General features: G+C 67.3%; 16 protein-coding genes. 9 read left to right on the forward strand and 7 right to left on the reverse strand.

Annotated features, from left to right (window positions below):
- Positions 1-68 precede the first annotated feature (68 nt).
- The 4 genes from EJO66_RS04155 to xdhC form a co-directional block, all read right to left on the reverse strand.
- Positions 69-1511: an NAD-dependent succinate-semialdehyde dehydrogenase gene (locus EJO66_RS04155; RefSeq protein WP_124956325.1), complete on the reverse strand. Its 1443-nt coding sequence runs from the start codon at positions 1509-1511 to the stop codon at positions 69-71.
- 177 nt (positions 1512-1688) lie between these two features.
- The gene (locus tag EJO66_RS04160) at positions 1689-3029 is read right to left on the reverse strand and encodes a glycerate kinase type-2 family protein (RefSeq protein WP_124956327.1); all 1341 of its coding nucleotides are present in this window, start codon (positions 3027-3029) and stop codon (positions 1689-1691) included.
- A 71-nt stretch (positions 3030-3100) separates the two neighbouring features.
- Positions 3101-4306, reverse strand: a complete 1206-nt coding sequence (locus EJO66_RS04165) for a urate hydroxylase PuuD (protein WP_124956329.1) — start codon at positions 4304-4306, stop codon at positions 3101-3103.
- Positions 4307-4525: 219 nt separating this feature from the next.
- Positions 4526-5332, reverse strand: a complete 807-nt coding sequence (xdhC, locus tag EJO66_RS04170) for a xanthine dehydrogenase accessory protein XdhC (RefSeq protein ID WP_125964702.1) — start codon at positions 5330-5332, stop codon at positions 4526-4528.
- Between the two features lie 53 nt (positions 5333-5385).
- Between xdhC and EJO66_RS04175 the strand changes: the two genes are divergently transcribed.
- On the forward strand, positions 5386-5886 hold the full coding sequence (locus EJO66_RS04175; protein WP_206168832.1) for a hypothetical protein: 501 nt from the start codon (positions 5386-5388) through the stop codon (positions 5884-5886).
- A gap of 4 nt (positions 5887-5890) precedes the next feature.
- Here EJO66_RS04175 and uraH read toward each other — a convergent pair whose 3' ends face one another.
- Positions 5891-6241 (reverse strand): hydroxyisourate hydrolase, encoded by a 351-nt coding sequence (gene uraH / locus EJO66_RS04180; RefSeq protein ID WP_124956334.1) that lies wholly within the window; start codon positions 6239-6241, stop codon positions 5891-5893.
- 90 nt (positions 6242-6331) lie between these two features.
- On the opposite strand from uraH, the gene EJO66_RS04185 reads away from it, so the two are divergent.
- From EJO66_RS04185 to EJO66_RS04205, 5 genes are all read left to right on the forward strand, one after another.
- Positions 6332-6997 carry a GntR family transcriptional regulator gene (locus EJO66_RS04185; RefSeq protein ID WP_230537845.1) on the forward strand — a complete coding sequence of 222 codons (666 nt, stop codon included), beginning with the start codon at positions 6332-6334 and terminating at the stop codon, positions 6995-6997.
- A gap of 8 nt (positions 6998-7005) precedes the next feature.
- A complete protein-coding gene (gene puuE / locus EJO66_RS04190; protein ID WP_125964704.1) occupies positions 7006-7977 on the forward strand; it encodes an allantoinase PuuE in 972 nt (323 codons plus the stop codon).
- A complete protein-coding gene (gene uraD / locus EJO66_RS04195) occupies positions 7974-9752 on the forward strand; it encodes a 2-oxo-4-hydroxy-4-carboxy-5-ureidoimidazoline decarboxylase (protein ID WP_125964705.1) in 1779 nt (592 codons plus the stop codon). Before puuE ends, uraD begins: the two co-directional genes overlap by 4 nt.
- Before the next feature lie 11 nt (positions 9753-9763).
- Complete coding sequence (locus tag EJO66_RS04200) at positions 9764-10999, forward strand: M20 family metallopeptidase (RefSeq protein WP_124956342.1); 1236 nt, start codon at positions 9764-9766, stop codon at positions 10997-10999.
- Between the two features lie 99 nt (positions 11000-11098).
- Positions 11099-12010 carry an alpha/beta fold hydrolase gene (locus tag EJO66_RS04205; protein ID WP_125964706.1) on the forward strand — a complete coding sequence of 304 codons (912 nt, stop codon included), beginning with the start codon at positions 11099-11101 and terminating at the stop codon, positions 12008-12010.
- Here EJO66_RS04205 and EJO66_RS04210 read toward each other — a convergent pair.
- On the reverse strand, positions 11973-13289 hold the full coding sequence (locus EJO66_RS04210) for an aminotransferase class V-fold PLP-dependent enzyme (RefSeq protein ID WP_125964707.1): 1317 nt from the start codon (positions 13287-13289) through the stop codon (positions 11973-11975). The two genes, EJO66_RS04205 and EJO66_RS04210, sit on opposite strands and share 38 nt — an antisense overlap.
- A gap of 2 nt (positions 13290-13291) precedes the next feature.
- Entirely contained in the window at positions 13292-14185 is an 894-nt protein-coding gene (locus tag EJO66_RS04215) for an amino acid ABC transporter substrate-binding protein (protein ID WP_125964708.1), read from the reverse strand.
- 142 nt (positions 14186-14327) lie between these two features.
- Here EJO66_RS04215 and EJO66_RS04220 point away from each other — a divergent pair, with 142 nt between their 5' ends.
- The 3 genes from EJO66_RS04220 (at position 14328) to EJO66_RS04230 (ending at position 17445) form a co-directional block, all read left to right on the forward strand.
- Positions 14328-15248 carry a LysR family transcriptional regulator gene (locus EJO66_RS04220; RefSeq protein ID WP_124956787.1) on the forward strand — a complete coding sequence of 307 codons (921 nt, stop codon included), beginning with the start codon at positions 14328-14330 and terminating at the stop codon, positions 15246-15248.
- Positions 15245-15724: an SET domain-containing protein gene (locus tag EJO66_RS04225; protein ID WP_124956350.1), complete on the forward strand. Its 480-nt coding sequence runs from the start codon at positions 15245-15247 to the stop codon at positions 15722-15724. Before EJO66_RS04220 ends, EJO66_RS04225 begins: the two co-directional genes overlap by 4 nt.
- Before the next feature lie 227 nt (positions 15725-15951).
- Positions 15952-17445 carry an NCS1 family nucleobase:cation symporter-1 gene (locus tag EJO66_RS04230; protein WP_124956352.1) on the forward strand — a complete coding sequence of 498 codons (1494 nt, stop codon included), beginning with the start codon at positions 15952-15954 and terminating at the stop codon, positions 17443-17445.
- Positions 17446-17461: the final 16 nt, after the last annotated feature.

The raw sequence follows: 17461 nt of genomic DNA on the forward strand, positions 1-17461 counted from the left end.
TAAAAAAACGGCACCGCCGCGAAGCGATGCCGTTTTTTGCAAAGAGCCGGAGCAGTTCGAACGGCCGCTCAGACGCTCATGATCGAAACAGCCTTGGTGTTCAGGTAGGCCTCGAGCGCCTCCGGGCCGCCTTCCGAGCCGTAGCCCGAATCCTTCACGCCGCCGAAGGGCATTTCGGGCGATGGCGCGGCGGGCTGGTTGATCCACAGCATGCCGAGCTCGAGCTTCTGGCTCAGCAGGTGCGCGTTCTTGATCGACTTGGTGAAGGCGTAGCCGGCCAGGCCGAACGGCAGGCGGTTGGCTTCGGCGATGGCTTCTTCCAGCGTGTCGAAGCCGCGGATCGCCGCGATCGGGCCGAAGGGCTCGTTGTTGAACACGTCGGCATCGAGCGGCACATCGGTCAGCACGGTGGGCGCGAAGAAGTTGCCGGTGTCGCCGACGCGTTCCCCGCCGGCCGCCACGGTGGCGCCCTTCTTGCGCGCATCTTCCAGCACGTGGGCCATGGCCGTGAGGCGGCGCGCATTGGCGAGCGGGCCAAGGGTCGTGCCTTCGGCCAGGCCGTCGCCGAGCTTCAGGCCTTCGGTGTACTTGACCAGCGTGCGGGCGAATTCCTCGCGCAGGCTGTTGTGCACCAGGAAGCGGGTCGGCGAAATGCAGACCTGGCCCGCGTTGCGGAACTTGGCGGCGCCCGCAGCCTTCACGGCCAGTGCCACGTCGGCGTCCTCGGCCACGATGACCGGTGCGTGGCCGCCCAGCTCCATGGTAACGCGCTTCATGTGCGAGCCGGCCAGCGCGGCCAGCTGCTTGCCGACCGGCGTGGAACCGGTGAAGGTGACCTTGCGGATGATCGGATGCGAGATCAGGTAGTTCGAGATTTCGGCCGGGTTGCCGAACACCAGGCCCACGGTGCCGGGCGGAATGCCGGCATCGACGAAGGCCTGCAGCAGCGCGGCGGGCGAGGCCGGGGTTTCTTCCGGCGCCTTCACCAGGAACGAGCAGCCGGTGGCCAGCGCGGCGCCGAGCTTGCGCACGATCTGGTTGATGGGGAAGTTCCACGGCGTGAACGCCGCGACCGGGCCGAGCGGCTCCTTGATCACCAGCTGCTGCGCGGCCAGGTTGCGCGAGGGCACGATGCGGCCGTAGACACGGCGGCCTTCGTCGGCGAACCATTCGATGATGTCGGCGGCGGCCAGCGTCTCGCCCTTGGCTTCGGCCAGCGGCTTGCCCTGCTCCTGCGTGAGCAGCCTGGCAATTTCAGGGGCGCGTTCGCGGATCAGGCCGGCGGCGCGGCGCATGACGGCGGCGCGCTCGTTGGCGGGCGTGTTGCGCCAGGTTTCGAAGCCGCGCTGGGCGGCGGCCAGGGCGCGGTCGAGGTCGGCGATGCTGGCATGCGCCACCTTGCCGATGGCCTTGCCGGTGGCCGGGTTCACGACGTCCAGCGTCTTGCCGCCGGTGGCGTCGACCCATTCGTTGTCGATCAGCAGGCGGGTGTCGGTGTAGGTGGCGGTCATGGCGAACTTTTCCTTCGAGGACTGGATGATGAAAAGGGGAAATCTGGGTGCGCGGCGCGGCACCCGGAAGGTGCGCTTGCGACAGCGGCGGCAAATTGCCGCCGGGTGCATAGATTAACCCGAGTTCGCAAAGCCCGCCGGAGCCGGGAAGCCGGCCCCTTCTTACCGCCGCAGCCGCTACAGGATCAGCAGCGCCCGGAAGTCGTTCACGTTGGTGTTGGTGGGGCCGGTCACGAACAGGTCGCCGATGGCGTCGAAGTAACCGTAGGCGTCGTTGCGGTCGAGGTGGTCCGACAGCTTCCTGCCGGCCGCGGCGGCGCGCGCCAGCGTGTCGGGCGCGACGAAGGCGCCGGCGTTGTCTTCCACGCCGTCGATGCCGTCGGTGTCGGCGGCCAGCGCCCAGACCTGCGGCTGGCCCATGAGCGCGCCGGCCAGGCCCATGCACAGCTCGCCGGCCCGCCCTCCCCGGCCCTTGGCCTGGCCCGGCTGGCGCGGGCGGATGGTGACGGTGGTCTCGCCGCCCGAAAGAATCACGCAGGGCCGCGCAAACGGCTGGCTGCGGTGCGCCACGGCGCGTGCCAGCGCGGCATGCACCTTGCCGACCTCGCGCGATTCGCCTTCGATCTCGTCGCTGAGGATGTGCGCTTCGATGCCTGCCGCGCGCGCCGCCTTGGCCGCGGCTTCGAGCGACTGCTGGGGCGTGGCGATCAGGTGGACTTCATGGCCCGCGAAGACCGCGTCGTCGGGCTTCGGGGTTTCGAGCTCGCCGCTCTCGAGCTGCGCGCGCACCGGCGCCGGCACCTCGATGCCGTAGCGGTCGAGGATGGCCAGCGCGTCGGCGCAGGTGGTGGCATCGGGCACCGTGGGGCCGCTCGCGATGACGGCCGCGTCGTCGCCCGGCACGTCGCTGATGGTGAGCGTGACCACGCGTGCCGGCGCGCAGGCCGCCGCAAGACGGCCGCCCTTGATGCGCGACAGGTGCTTGCGCACGCAGTTCATTTCGCCGATGTGGGCGCCGCTGTCGAGCAGTTGCTTGTTGATGCGCTGCTTGTCGGCCAGCGTGAGGCCCTCGGCCGGCAGCACCAGCAGCGACGAACCGCCGCCCGAGATCAGGCACAGCACGAGGTCGTCGGCCGTGAGGCCCTGGGTGAGCGCGAGGATGCGTTCCGCCGCCTGCTGCCCGGCCGCATCGGGCACCGGATGCGCGGCCTCGACGAGCTCGATCCGCTGCGGCACGCCCTCGGGGCGCGGCGGAATGTGGTCGTAGCGCGTGACGACCAGGCCCGAGAGCGGCGCGTCGGCCGGCCACAGGGCCTCGAGCGCCTGCACCATCGAGCCGCCCGCCTTGCCGGCGCCCAGCACCAGCGTGCGGCCCTTGGGCGGCTTGGGCAGATGCGCGCCCAGCGTGGACAGCGGCAGCGCGCGGTCCACTGCCACGCGGTAGAGGTGTTCGAGGAAGGCGCGCGGTGCTTCGCGCGGATCGGGTGCGGGGCCGAAGGAAGGGTTCGAGGCGGTCATGGCTTGCTTTGTCTCCATCCGGCAATTGTGCGGCGAACGGCGGGCCGCTCTCTTGACCGCGGCCTATCTTCTCAGTTCGTCTTGGCGCCGGCCTGGAACCAGCGGCCGATCAATGCGCGCTCTTCATCCGTCATGCCGGTCGCGTTGTTCATCGGCATGATCTTCGTCACCACCACCTGCTGGTAGATGGCCTGCGCATGCGCCGCCACCTGGTCCGGTGTGTCGACGCGCACGTTCTTCATCTGCACGGCCTCGCCGTGGCACATGAAGCAGCGCTGCTCGAGCACCTTCTGCACGTCCTTGAACGCCACCGCAGGCGCCGCTGCGGCCGCCGCGGGTGCCGCAGCCGGTTCGGGCTTCATCCAGACGATGGTGAGCCCCAGCACCACGATGCCGATCAGCGCATAGGGCAGCGGGTTGCCCGCGTTGCCGAGCTTGAAGCGGTGCCGCACCACGAAGAACTGCCGGATGGCCGCGCCGCCGAGCATGATCAGCAGCAGCACGATCCAGTTGTACTTGTGCGTGTAGGTGAAGCTGTAGTGGTTGCTCAGCATCGCAAACAGCACCGGCAGCGTGAAGTAGGTGTTGTGCACGCTGCGCTGCTTGCCGCGCTGGCCGTGCACCGGATCGACCGGCCGGCCTTCGCGCAGGGCCTGCACGTTCTTGCGCTGGCCCGGAATGATCCAGAAGAACACGTTGCCGCTCATCGTGGTGGCCATCATCGCGCCCACCAGCAAAAAGGCCGCGCGGCCCGCGAACCACTGGCAGGCCAGCCAGGTCGCGAACACGATGAAGAGCGCAATCAGCACGCCCACGATGGTGTCGCCGTTCTTGCGGCGGCCGAAGATCTGGCAGATGCCGTCGTAGACCATCCAGAACACCACGAAGAAGGCCAGTGCCACGCCGATGGCGGCGCCGGGCTGCCAGTCCATCTTCGACTTGTCGATCAGGTAGGTGCTCGCGTTCCACAGGTACGACATGGTGAACAGCGCAAAGCCCGTGAGCCACGTGCTGTAGCTCTCCCAGTACGACCAGTGCAGGTGGTCCGGCAGCCTCTTGGGCGCCAGCGCGTACTTCTGCATGTTGTAGAAGCCGCCGCCGTGCACGGCCCACTGCTCGCCGCCCACGCCCTTGTCGAGCGACTCGGGGTCTTGCGGCTTCTCGAGGCTGTTGTCCAGCATCACGAAGTAGAAGGAGGCGCCGATCCAGGCGATCGCGGTGATGACGTGGACCCAGCGCAGCAGCAGGTTGGCCCAGTCGAGGTAATAGCTTTCCATGTGGTGCTCTCTCAACCCTGGCGGCGCATCGTGTCGCCGCGAAGGGGTTTCAGCCTGCTCACCACTGCGGGCGCTGTAAGCAGAGAAAGTGCCGCGAACGCAGGCTCCATGAAAAAATGGGCCTCGCTCCGCTGCGGCTTGTTGTGGACCGAAAGTGTATACAGTTTTGACAAGTGGCGGGATGCTTTTTTGAAGGCGTCGCCGTCGGGAAAACCCTGTTCAGCCCAGCGATTGCAACAACTGTGCCGCCACCGCCACCGCGATCACCTCGGGCTCCTTGCCGGTGATGCCGGGCACGCCGATCGGGCAGGTGATGCGCGCGAGTTCGTCGGGCGTGAAGCCCCGTGCCTCGAGCCGGTGGCTGAAGGTGGCCCACTTGGTCTTGCTGCCGATCAGGCCGATGTAGGGCAGGTCGCCGTGCGAGCGCAGGCGCTTGAGGCAGGCGATGACGATGTCGAGGTCTTCGGCATGGCTGAAGCTCATGATCAGCACGCGGCTGCCCGGCGCGAGCGCGGCCACGGCGTCCTGCACGGGCTCGGAATGCTCGGTCTCGATCTGCGCCGGCAGCGCATCGGGAAACACGCCGTCGCGGCTGTCGATCCAGCGCACCAAAAAGGGCAGGCCCGCCAGCAGCCGCGCGAGCGCGGCGCCCACGTGGCCGCCGCCGAACAGGGCCACGGGCTGGAGCTGCCCGACCAGCTCGCGCTGCAGCACCGGCGCGTCGGCCGCCGTGATGCGGCGGTACGACAGAAACACCACGCCGCCGCAGCACTGACCCAGGCTCGGGCCGAGCGGATAGCGTTCGATGCCGTCGATGGCGCGCCGCCCCGCGAGCAGCTCGCGCGCTTCCTGCGTGGCCTGGAATTCGAGCTGGCCGCCGCCGATGGTGCCCGTGAGCCCTTCGGCCCACACCGCCATCCAGGTGCCCGCCTCGCGCGGCGCCGAGCCCTGCGTGGATTCGACGCGCACCAGCACCGCGTCTTCGCGGGCCAGGCGCGCCAGCAGCTGATCGACCAAGCCGTTCATTCTCGATACCTTCGGTTGCGGGGGTGCGGATGACTCACGGTATAAACCCGGCGATGAACCGTCAGCTTACGCCGCGCCGCCTCGCCCTCCTGGCCTCTTCCCTCTGCGCCCTCTGGATCGCCGGATGCGGCACCACCGGTTCGGTGCCCGGCCAGCTCAGCAAGGCCACCGCCGACCGCAGCGCCAGCGGCCCCGCGCCGCGCGCGTCGAACGCGGCCACCGCGCGCGACTACCGCCGCGACGCCGCGCGCCACATCTACGAGATCAACCGCTCGCGCATCTATGGCGGCCAGCTGCCGCCGCTGCTCTATGCCGTGGGCACGCTCCAGGTGAATCTCGATGCCGGCGGCAAGGTGGTGTCGATGCACTGGATGCGCGCACCCAAGCATGCGCCCGAGGTCATCGCCGAGATCGAACGCGCCGTGCTGCAGGCTGCACCCTTCCCCGCCGCCGCCCGCCTCGGCCCGGTCACCTGGACCGACACCTGGCTGTGGGACAAGAGCGGACGCTTCCAGCTCGACACCCTCACCGAGGGGCAGTCCCAGGGGAATTGACACCTCAGGACCCGCGGTACGTGGAGTAGCTCCACGGGCTCACCAGCAGCGGCACGTGGTAGTGCTGGTCGGTGTGCGCCACGCCGAAGTCCAGCGACACCTTGTTCAGGAAGTTGGGCTCGGGCAGCTTCACGCCGCGCGCCCTGAAGTAGCCCGCCACGTCGAACACCAGCCGGTAGGTGCCGACCTCGAGCGAGTGGTTGTCGTAGAGCGGCGCGTCGCTGCGGCCGTCCGAATTCAGCGTGAAGCGCTTCACCAGCGTGGCGGCGTCGCCTTGGGTGGTGTACAGCGCCACCTCCATGCCGGCCGCGGGGCCGCCGTGCATCGTGTCCAGTACGTGAGTGCTCAAGCCCATGGGGCGCTCCTTCGAAGATCGATCTGCTGCGGGAAATTCCGGTGGACAAAAGTGTATACAGTTACCGGCTTTGGGTCTATCATGAAAAACATGGAGTCCTCCACCACCCGTTCGATCGTCGACGCGCTCACCAAGGCGATCGTCGACCACCGGCTGCAGCCCGGCACCAAGCTGGCCGAGCAGAAGCTGGCCGACCACTTCGGCGTGTCGCGCACGCTGGTGCGCCAGGCGCTGTTCCAGCTGTCGCAGAACAAGCTCATTCGCCTGGAGCCCGCGCGCGGCGCCTTCGTGGCGGCCCCGGCCGTCGACGAGGCCAGGCAGGTTTTCGCGGTGCGCCGCATGCTCGAGGCCGAGATGACGCGCGAGTTCGTACGCACCGTCACGCCGGCCAAGATCAAGGCGCTCAAGGAGCACGTGGCGCTCGAAAAGTCGGCCGTGTCGGGCGAGGACATATCCGGGCGCACCGAGCTGCTCGGCGACTTCCACGTGCGCATGGCCGAACTCATGGGCAACCAGGTGCTGGCGCAGATCCTCGGCGAGCTGATCTCGCGCTGCGCCCTCATCACGCTCATGTACCAGAGCACCAGCGCGGCCGAGCACTCCAATGACGAGCACGCCGACATCGTGAAGGCGCTGGCCGCGCGCGACGAGGAGCGCGCCGTGCGCCTCATGACCGAACACCTGGAGCACGTCGAGGCCAACCTCACGTTCGACCGCAAGGTGCCCACCAACGACATCTCTCTCGCGCTGTCCTGATCCACGCCATGACCGTCTACGACACCACCCTGCCCTACCCGCGCGACCTCGTCGGCTACGGCCGCAATCCGCCCCACGCCCAATGGCCGGGCGGCGCGCGCATCGCGGTGCAGTTCGTCCTCAACTATGAAGAGGGCGGCGAGAACGCCACGCTGCACGGCGACGCGGGCTCCGAACAGTTCCTTTCCGAGATGTTCAATCCGGCGAGCTTTCCGGACCGGCACATCAGCATGGAAGGCATCTACGAATACGGCTCGCGCGCCGGCGTCTGGCGCATCCTGCGCGAGTTCGAGAAGCGCGGCCTGCCGCTCACCGTGTTCGGCGTGGGCATGGCGCTGGCACGCTACCCCGAGCTGGCCGCGGCCTTCAAGGAGCTGGGCCACGAGATCGCCTGCCACGGCTGGCGCTGGATCCACTACCAGAACCTCGACGAAGCCACCGAGCGCGAGCACATGCGCCTGGGCATGGAGGCGATTGAAAAGCTCACGGGCGAGCGCGCCCTGGGCTGGTACACCGGCCGCGACAGCCCGCGCACGCGCCGCCTCGTGGCCGACTACGGCGGCTTCGAGTACGACAGCGACTACTACGGCGACGACCTGCCGCTCTGGATGAAGGTGCAGAAGACCGACGGCACCGTGGTGCCGCAGCTCATCGTGCCCTACACGCTCGACTGCAACGACATGCGCTTTGCGCTGCCGCAGGGCTACTCGCATGCCGACCCGTTCTTCCAGTACATGAAGGACAGCTTCGACGCGCTCTATGCCGAAGGCGACCCTCAGGGCGACAACTGCCCCAAGATGATGAGCATCGGCATGCACTGCCGCCTGCTCGGGCGGCCCGGCCGCATCACCGCGCTGCAGCGCTTTCTCGATCACATCGGCCAGCACGAGGGCGTGTGGGTCTGCCGGCGCGTGGACATCGCGCGCCACTGGAAGCAGGCGCATCCCTTCGAAACGGCCGCCACCGGAGACCCGTCATGAGCCTGACCCTCGACCAACTGAACGCAGCAACGCCGGGCGATGCCCTGGCGCTGCTCGACGGCACCTACGAACATTCGCCGTGGATCGCCGAGCGTGCGCTCGCGGCACGCCCGTTCCGCTCGCTCGCACACCTGAAGCATGCGCTCGTGCAGGCGGTGGCCGCTGCCTCGGCCGACGAAAAGCTGGGCCTGATCCGCGCCCACCCGGAGCTCGCGGGCAAGGCCATGGTCAGCAAGACGCTCACGGCCGAGTCGACCCATGAGCAGGGCAAGGCCGGCCTCACCGACTGCACGCCGGAAGAGTTCGCGAAGATCCAGCAGCTCAACGCCGACTACAACGCGAAGTTCGGCTTCCCGTTCATCCTGGCGGTGCGCGGGCCGCGCGGCACCGGGCTTTCGAAGCGCGAGATCATCGACACCTTCGAGCGCCGGCTGCACCATCACCCGGACTTCGAGCTTGGCGAGGCGCTGCGCAACATCCACCGCATCGCCGAGATCCGGCTCGACGACAAGTTCGGCGCCGACGTCTCGCTTGGCAACGACGTCTGGGACTGGCAGGAAGCGCTCTCGGTGCACACCGACCCGGGCTACGCCGAGAAGGGCCAGCTCACCGTCACCTACCTGACCGATGCGCACCGCGCCTGCGCCGCACAGATCTCGGGCCTGATGCGCGACTGCGGCTTCGACTCGGTGCACATCGATGCGGTCGGCAACGTGGTCGGCCGCTACGAAGGCACCACGTCCGATGCGAAGGCGCTGCTCACCGGCTCGCACTACGACACCGTGCGCAACGGCGGCAAGTACGACGGCCGCCTGGGCATCTTCGTGCCGATCGCCTGCGTGCGCGAACTCAAGCGCCAGGGCCGACGCCTGCCGTTCGCGTTCGAGGTGGTGGGCTTTGCCGAAGAGGAAGGGCAGCGCTACAAGGCCACCTTCCTGGGATCGGGCGCGCTCATCGGCCATTTCGATCCGCGCTGGCTCGACCAGAAGGACGCCGACGGCATCACGATGCGCGAGGCCATGCGGCATGCCGGCCTCGATGAAGCCGAGATTCCCAAGATCCAGCGCGACCCGGCCCGCTACCTCGGCTTCGTCGAGGTGCACATCGAGCAGGGCCCGGTGCTGACCGAGCTCGACATCCCCCTTGGGATCGTCACCTCCATCAACGGCGGTGTACGCTACGTGGGCGAGATGATCGGCATGGCCAGCCACGCCGGCACCACGCCGATGGGCCGGCGCCGCGATGCCGCCGCCGCAGTGGCCGAACTGATTCTCTTCGCCGAGCAGCGCGCGGCAAAGGACGGCGACTCCGTCGCCACCGTGGGCATGCTCGAAGTGCCCAGCGGCTCGATCAACGTGGTGCCCGGACGCTGCAAGTTCAGCCTGGACATCCGCGCGCCCAACGATCCGCAGCGCGACGCCGTGGTGCGCGACGTGCTGGCCGCGCTGCAGGAAATTGCCGACCGGCGCGGCGTGCGCTTCGTCATCGAGGAAGCCATGCGCGCCGCCGCCGCGCCGAGCGCGCCCGCATGGCAGCAGCGCTGGGAAAAGGCCGTCGAATCGCTCGGCGTGCCGCTCTTTCGCATGCCCAGCGGCGCCGGCCACGACGCGATGAAGCTGCACGAGGTCATGCCACAGGCCATGCTCTTCGTGCGCGGCATCAACTCGGGCATCAGCCACAACCCGCTCGAATCGAGCACCAACGACGACATCCAGCTCGCGGTGCAGGCCTTCCAGCTGCTGCTGGACAACCTCGCCGCCGAACAAGCCCACTGAAAAGAAAAACCATGACCGACTACGCCAAGCTCGACGCCTGGATCGACGCCCACTTCGACGAGGAAGTGCAGTTCCTGCAGCAACTGGTGCAGGTGCCCACCGACACGCCGCCCGGCAACAACGCGCCGCACGCCGAGCGCACCGCCGAGCTGCTGAAGGACTTCGGCCTGGACGCCGAAAAGCACGCCGTGCCGGAACAGGAAGTGAAGGACTACGGCCTCGAGTCGATCACCAACCTGATCGTGCGCCGCAAGTACGGCAAGGACGTCGACGGTGGCCGCACCGTGGCCCTGAACGCCCACGGCGACGTGGTGCCCCCGGGCGAAGGCTGGACGCACGACCCCTACGGCGGCGAGATTGCCGACGGCAGCCTCTACGGCCGCGCGGCCGCCGTGAGCAAGAGCGACTTCGCGAGCTTCACCTTCGCGCTGCGCGCGCTCGAAGCCGTGGCCAGGCCCGCCAAGGGCAGCGTCGAGCTGCACTTCACCTACGACGAGGAATTCGGTGGCATCCTCGGTCCGGGCTGGCTGCTCAAGCAGGGCCTGACCAAGCCCGACCTGATGATCGCAGCCGGCTTCAGCTACGAAGTGGTCACCGCGCACAACGGCTGCCTGCAGATGGAAGTGACGGTGCACGGCAAGATGGCGCATGCGGCCATCCCCACCACCGGCGTCGATGCGCTGCAGGGCGCGGTGAAGATCCTCAATGCGCTCTATGCGCAGAACACGCTCTACCAGCAGGTGACGTCGAGTGTCGAGGGCATCACGCACCCTTACCTCAACGTCGGCCGCATCGAAGGCGGCACCAACACCAACGTGGTGCCCGGCAAGGTACTGTTCAAGCTCGACCGCCGCATGATCCCCGAGGAGAACCCGGTCGAGGTCGAAGCCACGATCCGCAAGGTGATCGCGGATGCCGCGGCCGAGAGCGCCGGCATCACGGTGGAGATCAAGCGCCTGCTGCTCGCCAATTCGATGAAGCCGCTGGCCGGCAACAAGCCGCTGGTCGATGCGATCCAGAAGCACGGCCAGGAAGTGTTCGGCGAGCCGATCAAGGCCATGGGCACGCCGCTGTACACCGACGTGCGCCTCTACGGCGAAGCCGGCATTCCGGGCGTGATCTACGGCGCCGGCCCGCGCACCGTGCTCGAATCGCACGCCAAGCGCAGCGACGAGCGCGTGGTGCTCGAAGACCTGCGCCGCGCCACCAAGGTGATCGCGCGCACGCTGAGCGACCTGCTGGCCTGATCCGAAGCGGCAAGCGGCGCCCGCGTTGCGGGCGTCCGACGCCGCACATCAGTCGCCGCCTACAACCGCCCGTGCGCGCCGGCGCGCAGCATGGGCCGCATGACCGAACGCAGTTCCACGCCCACCTTCACGGCCGATGCCCATGCGGCCGCGCATCGCTTCGCCGACGTCGACGGGATGCAGATCTTCTACCGCGAAGCCGGCCCGCGCGACGCGCCGGTGCTGCTGCTGCCGCACGGCTATCCATGCTCGTCGTTCCAGTACCGCCGGCTCATGCCCATGCTGGCGGACCGGTGGCGCCTGGTGGCGCCGGACTACCCGGGCTTCGGCCTCAGCGATACGCCGCCGGCCGAGACCTTCGGCTTCGACTTCGATGCCTATGCAGGTTTTCTGGAGGCCTTCTGCCGCAAGCTGGGCCTTGATCGCTATGCGCTCTACCTGCACGACTACGGTTCGCAGATCGGCCTGCGCCTGGCCATCCGCCATCCGGAGCGCGTGGCCGCGCTGATCATCCAGAACGGCGACATCTACGAAGACACGCTCGGCCCCAAGTACCGCGCCATCCAGGCCTTCTGGCGCGATCCGTCGGCCAGCAACCGCGCGGTGCTCGAGAAGGCGGTGAACGAAGAGGGATTCCGCGCCGAGTTCGTCGGCGAGGTCCCCGAGGCCCAGGCCGCGCAGATTCCGCCTGACCTGTGGAAGCTCCACTGGCCATTGATGAACACGCCGCAGCGCAAGGAACTCGCGCGCCAGCTGATGGAGGGCCTGAAGCAGAACCTCGAATGGTTTCCGCGCTACCAGGCCTACCTGCGGGAGCACCAGCCGCCCGCGCTCATTGTCTGGGGGCCGAACGACGGCTACATGCCCGAGGCCTCCGCGCGCGCCTACCTGCGCGACCTTCCAAAGGCCGAGCTGGTGCTGACCGACGGCGGCCACTGGCTGCTCGAGACGCACCTCGCGCAGGTGGTGCCGGTCATACGGCGCTTCCTGTCCGCGGTCCACTCGCGCTGAGGGCAATCTCCCGCGTCACGCGCAGGAACTTCTCCATGTCGGCCGCCGAGTGGCAGTGCAGCGGCGAAACCCGCACGGTACCTTCGAGGCCGAAGGAGTCGAGCATGCGCTTGGAGTAGATGCTGCTCGCCACGCGCTCGTAGACCGTCACGCCGCGCAAGCCGTACTCGACCACCGCCTGCGTGCAGTCGAGGTGCGCGAAGCCGATGCCGATGATCAGGTCGCGCTTCGTCAGGTCCGGATGATCGAGGAAGACCTTTACGCCCTCGATGCTGCGCAGGCCGGGGGCCTCGCCGCTTCCGTCCAGCAGCACCGACAGCAGGGCCCGCTCGTGCAGCTCGATGTGCGTGATGCCGGCTTCGAACAAGGCGCGGCGCCCGGTGGCCTCGGTGAAATGGCCGCCGAGCCAGCACACGTAGTCGACGATTTCGGTGAGCACGGCAAACTGCCACGGCGCCGAGCTGCCCAGGTCCCAGAAGTCGGGCTTCTTGCCCGCGAGCTTGTGGTGCGGCAGCTGCGCCGCGCGTTCCGACACCCACGACAGGCCCGAGCCGCGGCAGCCGAAGAACTTGTAGGGCGCCATGTTGATGCCGTCCACCGGCGTCTTCTGCAGGTCGATCAGGCCATGCGGCGCATGCTGCACGGCATCCACCACGATGTAGAGATCGGGCTTGATCTCCCGCGCGCGCCGCACGATCTGCTCCAGGTCGAGCTTGGCGCCCGAGATGTTCGAGGCATGGATCACGTTGAGCAGGCAGGTGTCCTTGTCCACCAGCCGCACGATCTCGTCGGCATCGACGCCGCCGGTCTCGCGGTTGCTCCCGGCCACCCGCAGCTCGCGGCCGGACTTGCCGGCATAGAGGCTCATGGCGTCGAACGACGAGGGATGCTCGAGCACGGTGGTGACCATGTTGGTGCCCGGCACGTTCTCGGCCACTGCGCGCACCATGTCGAACATCGCGCCCGACGCCGTCAGCGACGCGTAGACGCTGCCGCCCCGCGCGTTGAGGATGGTGCGCACGTCGTCCGTGCCTCGGGCCTGGGTCTGCTGCAACTCCACGGCGGTGGCGTGGATGCGCTCGGCGTTGTCGGGAATGGCATCGACCTGCGCGAAGCGCTCGGCCGCCGCCTTGAGCCGGAACGAGCCGCCCGCGTTGTCGAAGTAGAGGCGCTCGCGCCCGTGGTGGTCGTGGTCGACGTTGAGAAAGCGCTGCTTCACCTCGCGCATCAGCGCATCGGAGAACGCCAGCCCATTGGCGTGTCGTGTGTTTGCCGGCATTCTCAGACGCCCTTGTTGTTCGGGTTCCTGTAGGCCTCGCGCACCGCGTCGGACATCGGGAAGTTGAGGTTCACGCTGCGCGGCGGAATGGGCGACATGAACCACTTCGCATAGAGCTTGTCGATGGCGCCCGACTTCATCATTTCGGTCACCGTCTGGTCGACGATCGCCTTGAACTCGGGGTCGTCCTTGCGCATCATGATGCCGTAGGGTTCCTGGCGCAGCACGTCCTTCAGCAGCTTGTAATCGGAGGCGTTGGGCTGGTTGGCGATGAGGCCGGCCAGCTGCACGTCGTCCAGCACGTAGGCCACGGCGCGGTCGCTCGCGAGCAGCAGGAAGGCATCGGCCGTGTCCTTGCCAGCGATTTCCTGCACCTCGATGTTCTCGGTCTTGCGGAAGCCACGCAGCAGCTGCATCGAGGTGCTGCCGGCCACCGTGGCCACGGTCTTGCCCTGCAGGTCGGCGATCGAGTTGATGCCCGAGTTCTTCTTCACCGCGGCCGTGATGTTGGTGACGAAATGGCTCGGCGCGAAGTCGACCTGCTGCTGGCGCTGCACGGTGTTGGTGGTGGTCGCGCAGTCGAGGTCGACCGTGCCGTTCTGCACCAGCGGAATGCGGTTGGTCGAATTGAGCAGCGTGTAGCGCACCTCGATCTTCTGCATGCCGAGCCTGGCCTTGATGGCGTCCACCACCTTCAGGCAGATCTCGTTGGTGAAGCCGATGGGCGCGCTCTCGCCGCCGGTCTTGTAGGAGAACGGGATCTGCGTGTCGCGGCTGCCGATCTGCACCGTGCCCGTTTCCTTGATCTTGCGCAGCGTGGGGCTCTCCTGCGCGGCCGCGGCGCCGCAGAGCAGCGCAATGCTGGCGCCGAAAGCGAGGGACAGTTTGAAGTTCATGGAATGCTCCTTTGAAGATGAGGCCGGAAATACGCGGGACTGCACGAGGCGAATCTTCGGCGCGCCATCAAATTTCCAAAAGCGATTTTTTGTGATTGAATAAGATGAATAAAAGGATTCAATTCGAGGGGCGTGCACCGTGATGACCTTCAAGCAGCTCGAGGCTCTGTACTGGATCGCCAAGCTCGGCGGCTTCGCGCAGGCGGCCAACCAGCTGCATACCTCGCAGTCGGCCGTGTCCAAGCGGGTGCATGAGCTCGAGTTGCTGTTCGACACCGAGCTGTTCGACCGCAGCCAGCGCACCGCACGGCTCACCGAAAAGGGCGAGGAGATGTTCGTGCTCGCGTCCCGGCTGCTCGAGCAGCGCGACGCGGCCGTCGAGCAGTTCAGCAAGCCCGGCGTGGTGGAGCGGCGGCTGCGCATCGGCGTGACCGAGCTCACGGCGATGACGTGGCTGCCCCGGCTGGTCGGCGTGATCCAGCGGCACTACCCCAAGGTCATCCTCGAGCCCGACGTGGACGACAGCCTGCAGCTGCGCGACAAGCTGCTGGCCGACGAGCTCGACCTGGTGATCGTGCCCGACACCTTTGCCGATTCGCGCATGCAGAGCAAGGCCATCGGCAAGGTGCAAAGCGCCTGGATGTGCAAGCCCGGCGTGGTTGCCGCCACCGGCACCGTGCGGCTGCACGAACTCGCGCGCCACCGCATGCTGGTGCAGGGCAAGAACTCGGGCACGGGGCGCGCCTACGACGCCTGGATGAAGGACCAGGGCGTGCAGCCCGCCGACACCATCGTGGTGAGCAACCTCGTGGCGCTGACCGGGCTCACGGTGTCGGGCCTGGGCGTGAGCTACCTTCCGCGCCGGTGCCTGGACCCGCTGGTTTCGGCCGGCATGCTCGCGGTGATCGACGTGGTGCCGGCGCTGCCGGTGGTGCGCTACGTGGCCATGCACAAGGGCGAGCACCGCAGCGCGCTGACCTCGTCGATCGTGATGCTGGCGCAGGAATGCTGCGATTTCACGCGCATGTTCCAGGCGCAGCAGGACGAAGAGCCTGCAGAATGAGCGGCATGAAACCCCGCAAGCAAACCTCCTCCACGCCTTACATCCGGGTCGGTCCCAGCGGCGTGCACGGACTCGGCGCCTTCGCGACGCGCGACCTGCCCGCCCAGGCCTTCCTCGGCCTTTACGAAGGCCGGCGCTACACGCAGCAGGAGATCGCCGCCAGGACGTGGAACGACCAGCTCACCTACCTGTTCACGCTCTCCAACCAGGAAACGATCGACGGCGCCAAGGGCGGCAACGGCACGCGCCACCTGAACCACGCCTGCGACCCCAACTGCGAAGCCGTCGAGGAATACAACGAGGCGGGCGAGCTGATGCTGAAGTTCCAGACCCTGGTTCCGGTGGATGCCGGCGACGAGCTGTTCATCGACTACTCGCTGACCGCGGACGACGGCTCGACCGCCGAGAAATACCCCTGCCATTGCGGCTCGCCCAGCTGCCGCGGAACGATGCTGTCCCCGGCCGAGGCCGACTGACCGCCCACTGACGCTGCTCGCCCTCGAAAGGCGCCATGGCCACGGGCCAGGGCGCCTTTTTTCGTTGGCGCGGCCAGTCGCCATCTCAGGGAATCTACGGATATATGATTTGCCGGATGGGCTTGATTGCACACTGTTTTTGTATACAAATAACGCACCCGATCACCGGTGCGGAAATTTGCGCTGGAAACGGTCCCTCCATCCACCCATTCGCACGAGGAAAGACCATGAGCACAGTCGTCAGCCATGCCCCCGCGGGGGCTGCCGAAGCCGGCATTGCGTCGCACGCGGAATCGAACGCCCTCATCAAGCCCGGCTATGACCCGCGCCTGACCAACGAGGACCTCGCCCCGCTGAAGAAACAGACCTGGGGCCAATACAACATCTTTGCGTTCTGGATGTCCGACGTGCACAGCGTGGGCGGCTACATCACAGCCGGCAGCCTGTTTGCGCTGGGCCTGTCGAGCTGGCAGGTGCTGGTGTCGCTGCTGGTGGGCATCGTGATCGTGCAGTTCTTCTGCAACCTGGTGGCCAAGCCGAGCCAGGTCACGGGCGTGCCCTACCCCGTGGTGTGCCGCGCGCCCTTCGGCGTGCTGGGCGCCAACATCCCGGCCATCATCCGCGGGCTGATCGCGGTGGCCTGGTACGGCGTGCAGACCTATCTGGCCTCGGCCGCCTTCATGGTGCTCGCGCTGCACATGTTCCCGAACCTCGCGCCGTATGCCGACGTAGCCCGGCACGGCTTCGCGGGCCTGTCGATGCTGGGCTGGCTGGCCTTCATGATCATGTGGGTGCTGCAGGCCTTCGTGTTCTGGCACGGCATGGAAGCGATCCGCAAGTTCATCGACTGGGCCGGCCCGGCCGTGTACGTGGTGATGGCCATCCTGTGCGGCTGGCTGGTGTGGAAGGCCGGCTGGAGCAACATCGACCTGAACCTCGGCGGCATCAAGTTCCAGGGCTGGGACGCGCTGCCGGTGATGCTCTCGGCCATTGCGCTGGTGGTGAGCTACTTCAGCGGCCCGATGCTCAACTTCGGCGACTTCTCGCGCTACGGCAAGAGCTTCGACGCGGTGAAGAAGGGCAACTTCTGGGGCCTGCCGATCAACTTCGTGTTCTTCTCGCTGCTGACGGTGATCACCACCGCGGCCACGCTGCCGGTGTTCGGCGAACTCATCACCGATCCGGTGCACACCGTGGGCAAGATCGACAGCACCACCGCCGTGGTGCTGGGCGCGCTGACCTTCATGATCGCCACCATCGGCATCAACATCGTGGCCAACTTCGTCTCGCCGGCCTTCGACTTCTCCAACGTGGCGCCGCAGCACATCAGCTGGCGCACGGGCGGCATGATCGCGGCGGTGGGCTCGGTGTTCCTCACGCCGTGGAACCTCTACAACAGCCCCGAGGTCATCCACTACACGCTCGACGTGCTGGGCTCGTTCATCGGCCCGCTGTTCGGCATCCTGATTGCCGACTACTACATCGTGCGCCGGCAGCGCATCGACGTGGACGCGCTCTACACCATGAGCCCCAAGGGCGAATACTGGTACAGCGGCGGCTACAACCCGAAGGCGATCCAGGCGCTGATCCCCTCCGCCCTGGTGCCGATCCTCTGCGTGATGGTGCCGGCGCTGCGTGGTGGCGCGAACTATGCATGGTTCATCGGCATGGCACTGGGCTTCGTCATCTACGCCCTGCTGAACCGCAACAACAAGACTTGAAACACTGAAAGAGAAG

It is taken from the genome of Variovorax beijingensis (genome assembly GCF_003951285.1).
Classification (GTDB): Bacteria; Pseudomonadota; Gammaproteobacteria; order Burkholderiales; family Burkholderiaceae_C; genus Variovorax; species Variovorax beijingensis.

Coding starts and splice junctions, on each gene's coding strand:
- EJO66_RS04155 (WP_124956325.1), bottom strand. CDS start 1,511: ATGACCGCCACCTACACCGACACCCGCCTGCTGATCGACAACGAATGG.
- EJO66_RS04160 (WP_124956327.1), bottom strand. CDS start 3,029: ATGACCGCCTCGAACCCTTCCTTCGGCCCCGCACCCGATCCGCGCGAA.
- EJO66_RS04165 (WP_124956329.1), bottom strand. CDS start 4,306: ATGGAAAGCTATTACCTCGACTGGGCCAACCTGCTGCTGCGCTGGGTC.
- xdhC (WP_125964702.1), bottom strand. CDS start 5,332: ATGAACGGCTTGGTCGATCAGCTGCTGGCGCGCCTGGCCCGCGAAGAC.
- EJO66_RS04175 (WP_206168832.1), top strand. CDS start 5,386: ATGAACCGTCAGCTTACGCCGCGCCGCCTCGCCCTCCTGGCCTCTTCC.
- uraH (WP_124956334.1), bottom strand. CDS start 6,241: ATGGGCTTGAGCACTCACGTACTGGACACGATGCACGGCGGCCCCGCG.
- EJO66_RS04185 (WP_230537845.1), top strand. CDS start 6,332: ATGGAGTCCTCCACCACCCGTTCGATCGTCGACGCGCTCACCAAGGCG.
- puuE (WP_125964704.1), top strand. CDS start 7,006: ATGACCGTCTACGACACCACCCTGCCCTACCCGCGCGACCTCGTCGGC.
- uraD (WP_125964705.1), top strand. CDS start 7,974: ATGAGCCTGACCCTCGACCAACTGAACGCAGCAACGCCGGGCGATGCC.
- EJO66_RS04200 (WP_124956342.1), top strand. CDS start 9,764: ATGACCGACTACGCCAAGCTCGACGCCTGGATCGACGCCCACTTCGAC.
- EJO66_RS04205 (WP_125964706.1), top strand. CDS start 11,099: ATGACCGAACGCAGTTCCACGCCCACCTTCACGGCCGATGCCCATGCG.
- EJO66_RS04210 (WP_125964707.1), bottom strand. CDS start 13,289: ATGCCGGCAAACACACGACACGCCAATGGGCTGGCGTTCTCCGATGCG.
- EJO66_RS04215 (WP_125964708.1), bottom strand. CDS start 14,185: ATGAACTTCAAACTGTCCCTCGCTTTCGGCGCCAGCATTGCGCTGCTC.
- EJO66_RS04220 (WP_124956787.1), top strand. CDS start 14,328: ATGACCTTCAAGCAGCTCGAGGCTCTGTACTGGATCGCCAAGCTCGGC.
- EJO66_RS04225 (WP_124956350.1), top strand. CDS start 15,245: ATGAGCGGCATGAAACCCCGCAAGCAAACCTCCTCCACGCCTTACATC.
- EJO66_RS04230 (WP_124956352.1), top strand. CDS start 15,952: ATGAGCACAGTCGTCAGCCATGCCCCCGCGGGGGCTGCCGAAGCCGGC.